The sequence below is a fragment of the Corynebacterium sp. HMSC076C10 genome (genome assembly GCF_001812455.1).
Classification (GTDB): Bacteria; Actinomycetota; Actinomycetes; order Mycobacteriales; family Mycobacteriaceae; genus Corynebacterium; species Corynebacterium jeikeium_D.
The window spans coordinates 11,823-28,438 of record NZ_KV809139.1 but is presented as its reverse complement, the minus strand read 5'-3'; the positions used below and the strand labels follow the sequence as shown (position 1 = coordinate 28,438).

Below are 16,616 nucleotides of genomic sequence, written 5' to 3'. Positions count from 1 at the left end.
TTGGACTGTACACACTTTAACGGGTTTGCCGCAGATTTCCTAATGCCCCATCCCCTGCCTTAACCAGCGAGCGCGCTAGCTTGGCAGGTCACGGACTAGCTATGGTGGTTATGTGTCCACTTCACAGCATTCCAATACCACTGACAAGCCAGCGAAGATTCCCACTCGTACCCGCGTGGTGCAACTAATCTTCTTGGCTCTTGCAGTCGGGGCCACTCTTGCACTCGCCTACTGGCAGCTCAGCAGGTGGAACACAACCAGCTCATTCCAAAACCTTGGCTACGCACTGCAGTGGCCTGCTTTCGGCCTGTTCTTTATTTGGGCCTACCGCAAGTACATGGAGTACGAACGCGAACGCCTGAGCGGCAATAGCGAGGCCGCTTTTGAGACTAAAGACGATGTCATGACGGAAATTCCAGACGAGTTCCTGCCGACCAACCCAGATGGCTCGCGAAAGGTGCAGCGTGTGGATGAGACACAATCGACGGACTCTGGCACCAACGCCTAGGCGATAACTGCTTATTCGAGAAAAGGACTTTTAGTGACCAACATCAATCCAGATCGTCAAGAGCGCGTAAGGAAGGCACTGACGTACTTCTCCGTCACCGCCTACTTCACGGGTGTGATGCTGCTCTTGCTGTGTGCCGAGATGATTTACAAGTACCTCATCCTCGACAACTCCGCCGACGCGCCGCGGTGGTTCTTCTACACCGCCCAGATTCACGGCTTCGGCTACATGGCATTCCTCATTGCCACCGTAAACCTGGGCACCAAGGCCCGCTGGGAACCGGCAAAGTGGATTATCACCGCGCTCGGTGGCGTGGTCCCGTTCCTCTCCTTCTTTGTCGAGAAGAAGCGCCGTGAGGAAGTCGAGACCGCTTTCCAGCTGAAGTAGCGGGCTCTCGGCAGCCCGAGGGTTCGCCCGAGGGCTCAACCTCAGCCAGAATTTTCAGCGCCGGAGTCAAGGCACGCAGTGCACGCCCCCTGTGGCTAAAAGCGTCCTTGTCTTCGGCGCTCATTTGTGCCGCAGACAAGGCCCCTTCAGCTTCATTGCCCTCACCAACTGCGGGCGCGAACACCGGATCGTAGCCGAACCCATTGTCCCCAACAGGCTCGCGCAGAATGGAGCCAGGCCAGCGGCCCTCCACAACCAGCAGCAGGTTACCGGCTTCATCGAGGACGGCTGGGAAACCGCCGTCGGCAAGCGCGGACGGCACCTCCTTGACACCAGGGACGACCAACGCGCAGGCGGTACGGAAGGACGCCGTACGACGCTCATCTGGGCAGTCACCCATTTGAGCGAGCAGCAGCTCGTAGTTAGCGACATCGTCGCCGTGAGTGCCGGACCAGCGCGCCGAGAGCACACCCGGCATGCCGTTTAGCTCATCGACGCTGAGCCCCGAATCGTCAGCCAAGCACGCGTAGCCGGTATGCGTCGCGCCATCGAAAGCCTTGATATAGGCATTGTCCGCAAAAGTGCGACCGGTTTCAGGACGCTCTGGGTACTCCGGGACGTCGCTAAGCGAAAGAAGTTCCACCGAATCAATACCCGCCGCACGCAGGATGCGGTCGAGCTCGACTAGTTTTTTAGAATTTCGGGTAGCGACGAGGAGCTTCACGGCAGCTCACCCGGGTACGGCGCACGCAGAACTTCCTGCTGCAGGGCAACGAGCTCACGCAGACCCTTTTCCGCCGAGTCGAGCATGTCATTCAGCTGACCTCGGTCAAAGGTGCCTTCCTCGCCAGTGCCCTGGATTTCGACGAACTTACCCTCTGCGGTCATCACCACGTTGAGGTCGACCTCAGCGCGAGAGTCCTCCTCGTAAGGCAGATCCAGGCAGACACGGCCATCAATAATGCCAACCGAAACAGCTGCGACTGGTGCCTTCAGCGGGGTGCCCGGAACTGCACCCGCTGCATGCAGGTAGGTCAGGGCATCAGCCAGCGCGACGTACGCACCGGTGATGGAAGCGGTTCGGGTACCACCATCCGCCTGCAGAACATCACAGTCGATGTTGATGGTGTTCTCACCGAGTTCCTTCAAGTCGATAGCAGCTCGCAAGGAGCGACCGATCAGACGGGAAATCTCGTGAGTGCGACCCTTGACCTTGCCGCGCATTGACTCGCGGGGCATGCGCTCGTGGGTAGAGGCCGGCAGCATGGAGTACTCAGCGGTCAACCAGCCCTCGCCGGAGTCACGCTTGAATCGTGGCACCGACTGTTCGACGGAAGCGGTGCACATTACACGCGTATTACCGAAAGTAACCAGCACAGAACCGGCCGGATTGTCGGTGAAGCCGCGAGTGATGGTCACCTTGCGCATTTCATCAACCGCGCGTCCATCGGCACGGCGAAAATCGGAATTAGCTGTAGTCATGCCAACTACCCTACCGCCCGGCGCGGAAGCGGTGCGACAGCTGTACGGAAACCCGATAGTCGCTGTGACTAGCCGCCTAGCTCCATGCCCAGGTAGGCCAATTCAACGTCACCGGCAAAGGTGCTCTTCGCAGCACGTAGTGCTTCTTCACCGTCGGCGTATGGCGGAATGTGAGTCAGCACCAGCTTCTTAACCCCCGCCAGCGTCGCTGCCTTTCCGGCCTCAAAGCCTGTCAGGTGCATGTCCGGTGGGGTGCCCTCTTCGTTGCTGCACCATGTGGCTTCGCAGATGAAGATATCCGCATCCCGCGCCAGCTCCACCAATTCATCGGTCCACGCAGTATCTCCGGTGTACGCAATGGTCAGACCATCTGCTTCAATGCGATATCCAACAGCTGGCACCGGGTGGACCATGTTATACGGCGTGACGACGGCGCCTCCGTCCGCTTCGCCCCCACCGACTAACAGTGGCTCACCGGGGTTACTCACAACCTGATCAAAAGTGTCTTCCAGGTTGGCATCTTCTTCACTTCCCAGTGCTTTGCACATGGTGCCTATCCGGTCGTGAATGTCTCCGGGGCCAACCAGGAGATTCCGGGAACTCGCCGGGGCTGTCGGGTGGAAGCGACGCCAGACGAGCAGCCCTGGAATGTCTGCAGTGTGGTCTGGGTGCACATGAGTTAGTAACAAATCACAAGCTGCAGGATCAGAGATCTTCTGCAATTCGGCGAGGACACCGGGACCCAAATCAATGACAAAGGTTCGACCGTTATCCAGCTCAATGAGGTAGCCAGATGCTGGCGCCGATGGGCCACCCATGCTGCCTGTACATCCCAGAACCTTCAATCGCATACTTCAAGCTTGCCATGTAATTGATCAAAAACGAGCAAAAAACCAATGGAGTGTCTGGATTTAATAAGAAAGGTCACATTTGGGAATGCATAGTGACCTGGCTAATACCCGGCCCAAGGAAGCGCTTTGCCAGGGATGCAAAAACTTGCGGATCTCCAGTGGATTCGAATGTGCGCACAGGGTTCGGATTACTCTCCGGGTCAGCGAGCATGTCGGTCTTTGTGAGGATGCGCAGAACATCCTTCGACGTCTCCTCCGCCGACGACACTAGGGCGACGTCCTCCCCCATAGCCAGCTGAATCACACCAGACAGCAGCGGATAGTGGGTGCAGCCCAGCACGAGGGTGTCCACACCATCGGCCTGCAATGGCGCGAGGTAGCCCTCTGCAAGTCCCAGAATCTGGCGACCGGAGGTAATTCCTCGCTCGACAAAGTCCACGAATCGCGGGCAGTCGACCGCGGAGACATCCACGCCGGGCACTGCATCAAAGAGATCTTGGTAGGCACGAGAGCGAATTGTGGCGGCGGTACCGATTACGCCGACTTTTCCGTTCCTGGTGGTCGAGACCGCACGGCGCACAGCGGGCAGAATGACCTCGACTACTGGGACTGGGTAGCGCTCGCGGGCATCACGCAAAAATGCGGCCGAAGCCGTGTTGCAGGCAATGACAATCATCTTGCAGCCGCGTGCAACCAGTTCATCGGCAATCGCTTCAGCGTGCTGACGAACCTCGGCGATGCGCAGCGGCCCGTAAGGGCCGTTGGCAGTATCGCCGATGTACATAATCGACTCGTGCGGCAGCTGATCCATGATGGCACGTGCCACTGTCAGCCCACCGACGCCGGAGTCAAAGATGCCAATCGGCGCTGTTCGGTCGGGGAAGCCGCTATCCTGCGCTGTCAGCTGATTGACTGCCTGAGTTTCTGCTCCTGCTCCCACCGCTATCTGGACTCCTCATATCGTTGGTCAAACACCGAAGCTCCTATTCTAGGCCGATTTCGTCAGGAGCTGATGCCACGTACCTCGGGCTCTTAGCGACGTGCACTCTTAGCCACGTGCACGACCGCGCTTAAACATCACCGCAGCCCAGATGCCCGCAAGCCCACCGAAGAGGTGCATCTGCCAACTAACAGCCATCTGTGTTGGCAGCACTCCCCAGATAAGACCCGAATACATCGATGCCAGAATCACGCCCAAAATAATCTGCATCACCCGACGATTCACGAAACCGCGTACGACCAAAAACGCCAGCCAGCCGTAAATCAGGCCGGACGCACCGATGTGGACGGTATTTACACCGCCGACCAGCCAGGTCAGACCGCCGCCAACGACCGTAATCAAGAGTGTGACCTGCCAAAATAGCCGCTTCGACGACATTGCAATCAAACCGGCGAACAACGCCCCGGGCAGAGAGTTCGCCACAATGTGCCCGTAATCTGCGTGCAGCAGCGGTGCGGTCAAAATTCCCCACAGCGTCGAGGTTTCGCGTGGGCGCACACCGAAGTTGTTCAGCGCCCCACCAAAGATGAATTCGTTGACAAGAAAGACCGTCCAGATAAGTGCCAGGTACCCAATAGCCGTACTGATGGCCGCCCCGAGCCCGCCGTCGCGATCCTGTGGAACAATCTGATTATTCCGCCGCGTCTGCACGGGACCGCCCATCGGGTACTGCGCATAGTTCTGGTAATTCTGCTGTTGTCCCGAGCTCCATTGCGGATTCATTGGCGAACTTCCTTCACTACTTGTCCAGCATCTCTGACAGCGCGGCTACTTCCGCGCGTCCCGTTGCACTCATCACGGCATCGACAATAGCCATCTGCACCGCATCGGCCGCCATCGCAGCCAACAGGGCCACCACATCCGAGCCCACGGGTTCAGCGTTTCCGCTATCCGCCGCCTCGGCCGAGCTGAGGGCAAACAGCGTGTCACCGTCCATCGGCGCATGAGCCGGCCGAATCGCTCGCGCCAACCCGTCATGACCGCACATCGCCAACCGCTTCAACTGCGCAGTTGTCACCGGCGCATTGGTTATCAACGTGCCAATCGTTGTGTTTCGCGTGCTTGCCGACGATTCCCCGTGTCCAGCCGCATCGGCGAGAATCTTGGTCCTACCGACGAAAACCTGGTCCAGCTGCGCCAATGCCTCCTTGCTGGCACCGGCAGCCGCGGGCATTCCGTAAAGGTGTCCCTCCGGGTCAATGACCGCACCAAAGGAGTTGACAACCATTGCGGCAGCCACAAAGTACTTACCATCGGCGGAGGTCACACGGGCTTGTCCAAAACCACCCTTGATTGCCCCGGCCATAGCGCCGACACCGGCACCTACTGTCCCGGAGGGAGTGTCCTCCGGGACGTCGTCAAGCGCGTGAGACAACGCCTCGCGCCCGAGTGCAGCGGTGGGCAGCGTCGGCTCCCCCAACAGCAAGTCGAAGATGACAGCACCGGGAACGATGGGCACGAGGATATCCGGACGAGTTGGGGTGACCTCAAAGCCAATGCCGCGGTCGCGCAGTTCGCGCATAGCTCCGTCGGCAGCTGCGAGGCCGTACGCGGAGCCGCCAGCCAAAACGACAGCGTGGACGCGTTCGACGGTATTCTCCGGTGCGAGCAGGTCGGTCTCGCGGGTGCCCGGACCGCCGCCGCGGACATCGACAGCGCCGACAGCGCCGCCTGGAGCGGCGATGACGGTGACTCCGGTATCCCCCTCAGCAGCATGGCCGATGGAGATGCCGTCGATGGAGTCGAGACAGCCTGCGCCGATGTCGATACTCGTGCCCAGCGCAGCACTGCTGGCTTGGTGTCGAATGTCGGTGGGGCTGATTGCGAAGATCTCAGAATTCATTGTCGACCACGGCACCTTTCACCACAGTTCATGGCAGCTAACCTCAGTTGATTACTGCATCTTTTCGGGGTTTTGCTCGGATTCGCTACTCACCCATGAGCTGGTCCAACAGTGACTCTTGGTTGTAGGACAGCCACTGGTACATCGCGTCGGTCTGCTCAATCTGTTCGATGGAGCCATTGAGGTTCTCCATGGAAACATGCAGGTAAATACGTAAGTCATTGATACCCGCTACCCAGGCATGGGCATCACTTTCCGAAATGGATACCTGCCCCGACTCGGCGGGCTCCAGGGCATCGATAATCGCACGCAGGGAATGGAGCTTGCTCTCTACAATCTCCGATTCATGCAGCTGGCGCATGAAAGCGTTTTCCCCCTCCACGCTCTCCTCACCCGGCTTGGTGAAGTCCGGCAACAGTCGCGCAAGCTTCGGATCGGATGGGGCTTCGGAGTGTCCGACAGGCATTCCCGTCATTTCCGCGAGCTCATCCTTCGGCGCCGACCGGGCTCGCTCCATCAGCGAGTCCGCCACAGTAGCAGCCAGATTCAGCAGCAAATCCCGCTCCGTGCCTTCAAAAGCCGTGACGTACTTGACGCCACCGCCGAGAAGGGATCGCTTGCGCTTCCAAGGACGCATGTAAATTCTCTCCCGCTGTCGAATATCGGCTTAGTCAGCCTGCTCCATTGTTGCCCACAAGCCTGCCTTGTGGAGCTTCTTCACATCGGCCTCCACCTTGTCACGCTCACCGGAAGACACGATTGCCTTGCCCTCCGTGTGAACCGTCATCATTAGCGCGTGCGCCTTCTTTCGGTCCATGCCGAAGAGCATCTGAAACACGTAGGTGACATAACTCATCGAATTAACCTGGTCATCCCACACAATGCACTGCCAGGGTCGGTTCGATTCCGTCACGACATCGGCATCCATAGTGGGCATCGGTGTTGCTGCTGGCATGCTCATAGGCACCAGGATAGTACGGAGTGGCGCGCGCTCGCCGGAACCGACTGCCCCGGCCCGCTTCAGCCGACTAGACTATTGACCGTGATTGATAAGCATTCCTCCACCGCCCTTCTCACCGATAAGTACGAGCTGACGATGCTGCAGGCATCGCTTGCCGACGGATCCGGCGAGCGCCAGGTCGCCTTCGAGGTGTTTGGCCGTCGCCTGCCGAATGAGCGTCGCTATGGCGTTGTCGCTGGTACAGCGCGTGTGTTGGATGCTATCCGCAACTTCCGCTTCACCGAGGAACAGCTGGCTTCGCTGGACTTCCTCGATGACAGGACGCTGGATTACCTGCGTAACTATTCCTTCAGTGGCCAAGTCGACGGCTACCGCGAGGGAGAGCTCTACTTCCCCGCCTCGCCCATTTTGACGGTGCGAGGCACCTTCGCCGAGTGCGTCATTTTGGAGACTGTTATTCTCTCCATTCTCAATGCGGACTCCGCCATCGCCTCGGCAGCAACCCGAATGGTCACGGCTGCCGGTGGGCGCCCGATTATTGAAATGGGTTCGCGTCGCACTCATGAAGAAGCAGCTGTGACTGCTGCCCGTGCCGCCTACCTGGCAGGTTTTAGCGCCACCTCCAACTTGGAGGCAGCGGCACGGTACAACATCCCAGCTTCCGGTACCGCTGCGCACGCGTGGACTCTGTTGCACACCAACCCAGATGGCACGACGAACGAGGCTGCGGCCTTCAAGGCTCAGATTGACACACTGGGAACCGACACCACTTTGTTGGTGGATACCTACGACATCACCGAGGGCGTCAATACGGCTATTGAGGTCGCGGGTCCGGAACTCGGCGGTGTACGTATTGACTCCGGCGACCTCGGAGTTCTCGCTCGCCAGGTGCGTCAGCAGCTGGACTCGCTGGGTGCACACAACACCAACATCGTAGTGTCCTCTGACCTCGACGAGTTCGCCATTGCGGCGCTGAGGGCAGAGCCGGTCGATGTCTACGGCGTGGGCACCTCTGTAGTCACTGGCTCCGGCGCGCCGACTGCGGGCCTGGTCTACAAGATGGTCGAAGTTGATGGGGTGCCCGTCGCCAAGCGCTCGTTGGACAAGCGAAGCCACGGTGGCGTGAAAGCGGCGATTCGTACCTGCCGTCGTTCCGGTACCGCCGTGGAGGAAATCGCATTCCCGCTCGGCTCAGAAATCCCGGATGTGGGCAACCTGCACTACCGTGACCTGACCATTCCGATGATGCGCGATGGCGAGGTCGTCGATGGTCTACCGACCTTGGAGGAGTCCCGCGATCACTTGGTTAAAGCGCTGGTCAGCCTCCCGTGGGAGGGACTTGCACTTTCCCGTGACGAGCCGGTACTGTCCGTCCGTTTTCACGGCGTTTAGGCGGCGGGGGAACTGTGTCGGACAGTACCGAGCACGCAGATTTTGCTGAGCTATCGGACGACTTTGAGGACTTTGACGATGTTGACGAGCTAGCTTCACCGAGAGCCAGCGTCCATAACGCGGATAGCATCGAAGCTCTTCTCGATGCGGCAGTGAAGGGACTCGGCGGAACGACTCGACCGAATCAGGTCAAAATGTCCCGGTCGGTGGCCTCCGCCTTTGCGCGCGAGCGGCACCTAGCGGTACAGGCAGGCACCGGTACGGGTAAGTCGCTGGCCTACCTGGTGCCTGCCATTGTGCAAGCAATGGAGTCCGACGAGTCTGTAATCGTTTCCACGGCGACCATTGCGCTGCAACGCCAGCTGGTCGAACGCGACTTGCCGCGGCTAGTCAGTTCGCTAGAGCCACACTTGTCCCGCACGCCAACCTTCGCAATCCTCAAGGGCCGCTCGAACTACCTGTGCAAGTCCAAGGTCGGAAATGTCATCAAAGATCCCGTCATGGACGGTGATGAATCCGAGCAGGCCAGCTCAGGTGACGCCGTTGGCCCCACTGCCCTCCTCAGCGAAGCGCAGCTCAGCCGAACCGCTGCCGAGGTCATGCGGCTACGCGAGTGGGCCAATGACACCGACACCGGCGACCGCGACAGCCTGGACAAGGGCGTTTCCAACGAAGCCTGGCGGCAGGTCTCCGTCACGGCCCGCGAATGCGTCGGCGCCATTTCCTGCCCTTTCGGCGAGGAGTGTTTCGCCGAACAAGCCCGCCGCGAGGCCTCCAATGTCGACATCGTGGTCACCAATCACGCACTGTTGGCCATCGATGCGCTCTCCGATGCCATGATTTTGCCGCAGCACGACTGCGTTGTCATTGACGAGGCTCACGAACTCGACGGCCGAATCACCTCTGTTGCCACCGACGAGCTCTCCCCTGCCGGTATCACCATGATGGCCCGGCGCGCCCGCAAATTCGGCGCCGCAGAGCAGGTCGATGATGTCACCGATGCCACGGATCTACTCGGCGAGACCGTCGCATTGCTTGCCGACGCCTACAGCGGCGCACTCGAAGAAATTCCCGGTGAGCTTGGAGCGGCGCTAGCTTCGCTCCGCGATAGCCTGTGGCAACTACAGACCACGCTAGGCACCTCTAGTTCAGGCAGCTCTGGCGGGTCGGGCTCCGGTGGTTCGGGTTCTGACTCTGACAACACTGAGCGCCAGACCGTCCGCGCTGCCGTGGAGAATATGCACGACACAGTCGTGCGAATTCTAGAGTTCAGTAGCGACGATGTCGTATGGCTTGGCGAGAACAAGACAGTTTATGTCGCTCCCCTGTCCATCGCAGCACTGCTTCGCGAACGCCTCTTCGGCGAATCCACCGTCGTTTTGACCTCAGCAACACTTGCTCTTGGCGGCAAGTTCGATGCCATGGCCGCCGCTTGGGGGCTTCCCTCCGGTGGGTGGGATGGCTTGGACGTCGGCACGCCCTTTGACCCGCAGAAATCTGGCATCCTCTACGTCGCACGCGACCTGCCACGACCTGGACGCGACGGCGCCACACCAGAGCAGTTCGCGATCATGGAGCGCCTCATCCGCGCCGCTGGTGGGCGAACGCTCGGGCTGTTTTCTTCTCGCCGAGGCGCCGAGGCAGCGGCGGAGGAAATGCGCAAGCGCCTGCCTTACGACGTGCTGTGCCAAGGCGATGACTCTATCGGTGCTCTGGTTGATCGCTTCGCAGCTAATCCGCAGACATGCTTGTTTGGCACGCTGACGCTGTGGCAAGGCGTCGATGTTCCTGGCCCATCGCTATCGTGTGTCATCATCGATCGCATCCCGTTCCCCCGCCCCGACGACCCGCTTTTGTCCGCGCGCTCCGATGCGGCTAATGCCGCTGGCCGAAACGGTTTTATGGAGGTCTCAGCGACACATGCAGCGCTGCTGATGGCGCAGGGTTCTGGTCGTCTGCTACGCCAAGTCGATGACCGCGGGGTTGTTGCGGTACTGGATTCACGGTTGGCTACTGCACGCTATGGTTCCTGGATCGCCGCGTCGATGCCTGACTTCTGGCGGACGACCAACCTGGATATTGCGGCTGGAGCGTTGCAGCGGCTGACCCAAAGCTGATTCAGAGGGGGCTGTCTGGGCTCACGAGGTGACGCTGGATTAGGCATAGTTTCTGGAAAAAATCCCACGCTTTTCTATCCAATACATTATTGTGATGTGAAACACAGCACTGCTACAGTGCCCGAGCTAATGAAGCAGGACACTTGGCAGCCGTGCACGAGATTAGAAAGGCGATTTCCTGCATGCCCCTTTCCAGCAACCTCCCCGACATCGACATCCCGGAGACCTCACTCTTTGAGTTCCTCTTCGGAGAAATTGAGCCACGTCACCAGGACAAGCTTGCAATCGTTGACTCAGGCTCCGAGGTCACCTTCGGTGATCTGAAGGCCAGCATTGAGAAGTTTGCGGGTGCGCTGGCAGCACGTGGGATTAAGAAGGGCGACGTTGTGGCTCTCCACTGCCCCAACTCGACAACCTTCGCGGTCGCTCTTCACGGTGTCCTACGCGCGGGGGCTGTCTGCACGACGGTCGCATCGCTGGCAACTGCGGAGGACATTGAAAACCAACTCCGGATGTCTGACGCGAAGATGATGCTGACGACCTCCTCAATCGGTTGGGCTGGCGCCCACGGCGCTGAGGCTGCTGGTCTGCCGGAAGAGATGATTATCGGCCTGACGGGTCTCCACGGCATGGGCGAGCTGCTTGCCGAGGGGCACGCAGCCCCGGACGTCGACGTATCACCCGATGACGTTGCCGTGATTCCGTTTTCCTCGGGAACCACCGGTGTACCGAAGGGCGTCCAGCTCACTCACCGCAACTTGGTGGCCAACGTCGCTCAGGCGGGTGGAGCTACAGTCAACGCGCTGACCGAGGACACCCCGGCTGTCACTATCCTGCCGTTTTTCCACATCTACGGCCTGACTGCGCTGCTGAATCTGTGCCTGTGGCGCCGCACGACGCAGTACACCATGGGCAAGTTCGACCTCGTCGATTTCCTGTCCATCATCGCCGAGCACAAGGTGAAGTTCGCGTTCATCGCACCGCCTGTAGCTGTGGGCCTGGCCAAGCACCCAGCTGTCGATTCCTTTGACCTGTCCAGCCTGGAGACAATCTTCTCGGGTGCCGCTTCTCTCCAACTTGACCTCGCGGAACAGGTGGAAAAGCGCCTTGACTGCGTGGTCGCACAGGGCTTCGGCATGACCGAGTCCTCGCCAGCAGCCCACATCCGCATCGGCCACGATAGTCCGCTGGACTCGATCGGTCGCGCAGTCCCCAACACTCAGTACAAGATTGTCAACCTTGACTCCGACAGCTTTGAGGAAATCCCGGTTCCCGCCGAGGGGCGCTCGGAGGCAGGTGAGCTATGGATTCATGGTCCACAGGTGATGAAGGGCTACCTCAACAACCCGAAGGCGACGGCAGAGACGCTTGTCGACGGTTGGCTGCGTACCGGCGACGTTGCGGAACTCGACGAACACGGGAATGTGTACATCGTCGACCGCTTCAAGGAACTGATTAAGTACAAGGGCTACCAAGTTCCACCGGCCGAGCTCGAGTCCGTGCTGCTCAGCCACCCGGATATTGCCGATGCCGCCTGCAGTGGTGTCGTTCGCTCTGACGGTGAGGAGATTCCTAAGGCTTACGTCGTCCTCAAGGCGGGCAAGCAGGTGACTGAAGACGAGATTATGGACTACGTCGCCGACCGCGTCGCACCGTACAAGAAGGTGCGAGCAGTCGAGTTCATGGATGAAATCCCGAAGTCGGCGACGGGCAAGATTCTGCGCAAGGATCTCAAGGCCATGGAGGCAGCACGCGCTCAGTCGTGAGTTACTGCCCCAGGGGTCACCGCCACGGTGACTGAACCGGGTGCAATCTCGGTAAACCCGGCATCCTGAACCTCAACCGCGCGGAGCTCTGGCGCTGGCCACTGCTCCCGCGGTACTTCTTTCACATCCAGCGCGTAGCCACTTTGCGCCCACGCCCAAGCGTCCTCGACCGACAGGCTGGCCGCATAGAGCATTGAGCCGTGTCCAACTTGCGCGGCCACCTTTCCTACGGACATATTCAGGTTTTTGTCCACCCAAATCACTGGCGGAGCAAAGGTGTCAGCGCTCTCATGGTCGTCCGGGACACCGGGAGATGTGTTCTCCGGGTCGTCGTAAGGCAAATCGGTGCCGGAAATTTGTAGTTTGGCAATCTCCGGGTAGGTTTCGTCGACAGGAGTTGGCACTAGTGCGCGAGCTTGCGCGCCGTCGACGTCCACGGTGACACCCGGTGCAAGCTGAGCGCGTTGCCAGCCGATATTGCGAGCGCGACGTGTGAGCTTGCGGATGCGCGCACCGTACCAAGACGCCAGACCTTGTTGATAGGCAGAAGTGTCATCGCCTGCGCGTTCGTCCAGACAACAAGCAACAACAGCCATCGCGGCAGCGCGGAGCAGCGCAGTGCGCGAGGGGCATTCCTTCTTCGGAACCTCAAGCACAATAGCCATTGCCCACGGCACATCCTCGCCGTGGTCTTCCCTATCGGGTTGCGGCAGGAGATTATGGGCGATACGGAACCACTCCGGTACCGATGATGCGTCCGTGACAGCTGGATTCTTGTGATCCTCGCGTTGCACTACTGCTCCAACGGCACGCGGCGGAAGGTGCCATCTTCGCGGTCGGCATCGTCGATTTCATCGCGGGAAATGCCCAGCATGAACAGAATCGAGTCCATGAATGGAACGTTGACGGACGTGTCAGCGATTTCCTTCAGCGCCGGCTTGGCATTGAAAGCAATACCAAGGCCTGCGACCGACAACATATCGATGTCATTGGCCCCATCGCCGACCGCAACGGTCTGATGCATCTGAAATCCCGACTCTGCGGCGAACGTCTTGAGGCTGCGGGCCTTCTCCTGCCTATCGACGACATCGCCGACCACGCGTCCAGTCAGCTTTCCGTCCTCGACCTCGAGGGTATTCGCCTTGTAAAAGTCCAGACCGAGATCCTTTGCCAGCGGCTCCAAGATCTGGATAAAGCCACCGGAGACAGCACCACACTTGTAACCGAGGCGCTTCAGCGTGCGGATCGTGGTGCGGGCGCCTGGAGTCAGCTCGATGGAGTTAGTGACTTCCTCTAGGACGCTGACCGGCAGGCCAGCCAGAGCCTTAACTCGCTCATGCAGTGACTCGGCGAAGTCCAGCTCACCGCGCATAGCGCGCTCTGTAACCGCTGCAACCTCCGCCTCGCGACCAGCATGGGCGGCCAGCATCTCAATGACCTCACCGGTAATCAAGGTCGAGTCCACATCGAAACAAATCAAGCGCTTGGAGCGGCGCTGCAAACCAGCGCGTTCAATTGCGATGTCAATGTCCTGGTCCTGTGCAAGCTCGGCCAGTGCCTTACGCAGCGGAATGCCCGCACCCGGCTTCGGGTCCGGAATAGAGACCAGCAATTCCAGGCCAGTGACTGGGTAGTCAGCAATACCGCGAATGGAATCGATGTTTGCACCGTAATCAGCAAGAGTGCGGCCGATACGGGAAATATCCTCAGCGTTGACCGGATTGCCCAACACGACAAGTGCGTGGGTGGAGCCATCGCTGCGCTCAATCGGCGCATCCAGCTGGAAACTGACAGTCATGCCGTGAGGCTTCAGTGTTTCAATGAGTCCCTCACGGAGAACACCGACCTTTTCTTCTGTGACACCAACAAGCGCACCGAGGCTCAGATTAGAGCGGAACACCGACTGTTCCACATCCAAAATTTGAACTCCGTGGGCCGCGAGCACGCGGAAGAAAGCTGCGGAGACACCCGGGCGGTCTCGGCCAACAGCGGTAATAAGCACCGGAGCTAGTCCCGGTGCCAACGAAACCGATAGAGCATCGGTATCTACAGACTGACTGGGAGAGGTAATTACCTGTTCATTCACCAATCCAGTATCGCATGAAGCCCCGGCAGAGCGCTCATCGCATAGTGGGATTCCGCACTTCAGTGGGTGGCCAGCGACAGGCGCTAGCCATCGCCTTGCTCTCTTGCCCTTCTGGCGCTCCCTGCGCCCCCCTGCTCTTACTGCGCTCTCTTACTGCCTCTTCCCTAGGAAAGACTCTCAAAGACAAGACTAAGGCCCCATCACGGAGAACCGTGATGGGGCCTTAGCTTCGCGTAGTTATTAACTCAGAGTTGCATCAGCCATGTAGCCACTAGCTCTTAGAGCTGACGACCAACGTGGGCCTCTGCGCGCTGACGCTCAACCATGTGCGGGTAGTGCAGCTCGAACGCCGGGCGCTCCGAGCGGATGCGCGGCATCGAGGTGAAGTTGTGGCGCGGCGGCGGGCAAGAAGTAGCCCACTCGAGGGAGTTACCGTAACCCCACGGGTCATCAACAGTGACGACCTCACCGTAGCGCCAGGACTTGAAGACGTTCCAGACAAACGGGATAACAGACAGACCCAGGATGAACGCACCAACGGTGGAGATCATGTTCAGGGTGGTGAAACCGTCAGTCTCGAGGTAGTCGGCGTAACGACGCGGCATACCCTCGTTACCCAGCCAGTGCTGGACCAGGAAGGTCAGGTTGAAGCCGATGAAGGTCAGCCAGAAGTGAACCTTTGCCAGCTTCTCGTCGAGCATACGACCAGTCATCTTCGGGAACCAGAAGTAAACGCCCGAGTAGGAAGCGAAGACCAGGGTACCGAACAGGGTGTAGTGGAAGTGCGCCACGACGAAGTAAGTATCAGAGACGTGGAAGTCCAGCGGTGGGGAAGCCAGCATAATACCGGTCAAACCACCGAACAGGAAGGTCACGATGAAGCCGAGAGCGAAAGTCATCGGAGCCTCGAAGGTCATGTGGCCACGCCACATGGTGCCCATCCAGTTGATGAACTTAACACCGGTCGGGACCGAAATCAGGAAGGTCATGAACGAGAAGAACGGAAGCAGAACGCCACCGGTCACGAACATGTGGTGTGCCCACACAGCCATGGACAGACCTGCAATAGACAGGGTTGCGAAGACCATACCTGCGTAGCCGAACAGCGGCTTACGGGAAAAGACCGGAACGACCTCGGTGATGATGCCCACGAACGGCAACAGCAGGACGTAGACCTCTGGGTGACCGAAGAACCAGAACAGGTGCTGCCACAGCATTGCGCCACCGTTTGCCGGGTCGTAAATGTGACCGCCCAGCTTACGGTCGTACAAAACACCAAGAGCAGCTGCAGTCAGAATCGGGAAGATCAGCAGAGCCAGGATCGAGGTAACCAGGATGTTCCAGGTGAAGATTGGCATACGGAACATGGTCATGCCTGGTGCACGGAGGCACAGGACAGTGGTGGTCATGTTAATGGCGGAAGCGATGGTACCGACACCACCAACACCGACACCGACAATCCACAGGTCAGAACCGACACCCGGAGAGTGAATCGGGTCAGACAGCGGGGAGTACATGGTCCAACCGAAGTCAGCAGCACCACCCGGGGTCAGGAAGCCCGACAGCATCAGAATGCCACCAATGGTGGTCAGCCAGAAGCCGAAAGCGTTCAGACGCGGGAAAGCCACGTCCGGAGCACCAATCTGAAGTGGCAGAATGTAGTTAGCAAAACCCCAAACAATCGGGGTACCGAACAGAAGCAGCATCACCGTGCCGTGCATGGTGAACATCTGGTTGAACTGCTCGTTAGAAAGGAACTGAAGTCCTGGGGCGAAGAGCTCAGCACGGATAAGCAGAGCCATCAGACCGCCGACAAAGAAGAACGAGAAGGACATAATGATGTACATGATGCCCAGCTTCTTGTGGTCGGTCGTGGTCAGCATTTCCCACGCCCAGCTGCCCTTACGCTCATGTCCGAACGGCTGCGGCCGTTCCGGCGCTACAACGCCATGATCTGGACGAGGCGCTACTGCAGTCATTCTTCCTCCTTACTACGCGAAGATTTCCTGTAACTCACTACAGGGATTTTAAGTTTTGTCCTTGTGAGAATAGTGCAGGCGAGTACGCGACGGCGAACCCACCTACCGCTATGTGCCAGATTCTAGTCTGAACCTTGGAAAAAGTTAAGGCTAAGGGATTTTCCGGCTCACTTCCCCACTCAGCTAAGCACACTATTAGTTTCCTGAGAATTGTCTTAACCTGGGCTAACGCCTATTTAGCAGG

Annotated in this window: 15 protein-coding genes and 1 pseudogene; 5 read left to right on the top strand and 11 right to left on the bottom strand. The window is 59.0% G+C overall.

Annotated elements, in window-relative coordinates:
* The first annotated feature begins 112 nt into the window (after positions 1-112).
* Together HMPREF2857_RS07035 and HMPREF2857_RS07030 are read left to right on the top strand one after the other, a co-directional pair.
* Positions 113-508 (top strand): hypothetical protein, encoded by a 396-nt coding sequence (locus tag HMPREF2857_RS07035; protein ID WP_005511173.1) that lies wholly within the window; start codon positions 113-115, stop codon positions 506-508.
* Positions 509-541: 33 nt separating this feature from the next.
* Positions 542-895, top strand: coding sequence for a DUF3817 domain-containing protein (locus tag HMPREF2857_RS07030; protein WP_005511118.1), 354 nt, complete (start codon positions 542-544; stop codon positions 893-895).
* Positions 896-932: 37 nt separating this feature from the next.
* Here HMPREF2857_RS07030 and HMPREF2857_RS07025 read toward each other — a convergent pair.
* The 8 genes and pseudogenes from HMPREF2857_RS07025 to clpS form a co-directional block, all read right to left on the bottom strand.
* A pseudogene (locus tag HMPREF2857_RS07025) lies at positions 933-1,619 on the bottom strand (non-canonical purine NTP pyrophosphatase); the annotation flags it as partial.
* A complete protein-coding gene (gene rph / locus HMPREF2857_RS07020) occupies positions 1,616-2,377 on the bottom strand; it encodes a ribonuclease PH (protein WP_049193334.1) in 762 nt (253 codons plus the stop codon). The pseudogene HMPREF2857_RS07025 and the gene rph, both read right to left, overlap by 4 nt.
* Before the next feature lie 68 nt (positions 2,378-2,445).
* Entirely contained in the window at positions 2,446-3,228 is a 783-nt protein-coding gene (locus HMPREF2857_RS07015; protein WP_042388494.1) for an MBL fold metallo-hydrolase, read from the bottom strand.
* 73 nt (positions 3,229-3,301) lie between these two features.
* Complete coding sequence (murI, locus tag HMPREF2857_RS07010) at positions 3,302-4,168, bottom strand: glutamate racemase (protein WP_016422264.1); 867 nt, start codon at positions 4,166-4,168, stop codon at positions 3,302-3,304.
* A 108-nt stretch (positions 4,169-4,276) separates the two neighbouring features.
* Positions 4,277-4,951 (bottom strand): rhomboid family intramembrane serine protease, encoded by a 675-nt coding sequence (locus HMPREF2857_RS07005; protein ID WP_016422263.1) that lies wholly within the window; start codon positions 4,949-4,951, stop codon positions 4,277-4,279.
* A gap of 16 nt (positions 4,952-4,967) precedes the next feature.
* Positions 4,968-6,071, bottom strand: a complete 1,104-nt coding sequence (locus tag HMPREF2857_RS07000; protein ID WP_069359085.1) for a P1 family peptidase — start codon at positions 6,069-6,071, stop codon at positions 4,968-4,970.
* 85 nt (positions 6,072-6,156) lie between these two features.
* Positions 6,157-6,708, bottom strand: coding sequence for a DUF2017 domain-containing protein (locus HMPREF2857_RS06995; RefSeq protein WP_070546264.1), 552 nt, complete (start codon positions 6,706-6,708; stop codon positions 6,157-6,159).
* A 30-nt stretch (positions 6,709-6,738) separates the two neighbouring features.
* The gene (clpS, locus tag HMPREF2857_RS06990) at positions 6,739-7,032 is read right to left on the bottom strand and encodes an ATP-dependent Clp protease adapter ClpS (RefSeq protein ID WP_005511165.1); all 294 of its coding nucleotides are present in this window, start codon (positions 7,030-7,032) and stop codon (positions 6,739-6,741) included.
* Positions 7,033-7,113: 81 nt separating this feature from the next.
* Between clpS and HMPREF2857_RS06985 the strand changes: the two genes are divergently transcribed.
* The 3 genes from HMPREF2857_RS06985 (at position 7,114) to HMPREF2857_RS06975 (ending at position 12,307) form a co-directional block, all read left to right on the top strand.
* Positions 7,114-8,424 (top strand): nicotinate phosphoribosyltransferase, encoded by a 1,311-nt coding sequence (locus tag HMPREF2857_RS06985; RefSeq protein WP_016422259.1) that lies wholly within the window; start codon positions 7,114-7,116, stop codon positions 8,422-8,424.
* Positions 8,425-8,552: 128 nt separating this feature from the next.
* Complete coding sequence (locus HMPREF2857_RS06980) at positions 8,553-10,541, top strand: ATP-dependent DNA helicase (protein ID WP_187271238.1); 1,989 nt, start codon at positions 8,553-8,555, stop codon at positions 10,539-10,541.
* A gap of 182 nt (positions 10,542-10,723) precedes the next feature.
* The gene (locus tag HMPREF2857_RS06975; RefSeq protein WP_042388489.1) at positions 10,724-12,307 is read left to right on the top strand and encodes an AMP-binding protein; all 1,584 of its coding nucleotides are present in this window, start codon (positions 10,724-10,726) and stop codon (positions 12,305-12,307) included.
* Here the strand turns inward: HMPREF2857_RS06975 and HMPREF2857_RS06970 are convergent.
* The 3 genes from HMPREF2857_RS06970 to ctaD all read right to left on the bottom strand — a co-directional run bounded on the left by HMPREF2857_RS06970 (position 12,298) and on the right by ctaD (position 16,372).
* On the bottom strand, positions 12,298-13,101 hold the full coding sequence (locus tag HMPREF2857_RS06970; protein WP_070643299.1) for an aminoacyl-tRNA hydrolase: 804 nt from the start codon (positions 13,099-13,101) through the stop codon (positions 12,298-12,300). The two genes, HMPREF2857_RS06975 and HMPREF2857_RS06970, sit on opposite strands and share 10 nt — an antisense overlap.
* Positions 13,101-14,393: a phosphoserine phosphatase SerB gene (gene serB, locus HMPREF2857_RS06965; RefSeq protein WP_048732992.1), complete on the bottom strand. Its 1,293-nt coding sequence runs from the start codon at positions 14,391-14,393 to the stop codon at positions 13,101-13,103. Before serB ends, HMPREF2857_RS06970 begins: the two co-directional genes overlap by 1 nt.
* Before the next feature lie 278 nt (positions 14,394-14,671).
* The gene (gene ctaD / locus HMPREF2857_RS06960) at positions 14,672-16,372 is read right to left on the bottom strand and encodes an aa3-type cytochrome oxidase subunit I (RefSeq protein ID WP_005511131.1); all 1,701 of its coding nucleotides are present in this window, start codon (positions 16,370-16,372) and stop codon (positions 14,672-14,674) included.
* Positions 16,373-16,616: the final 244 nt, after the last annotated feature.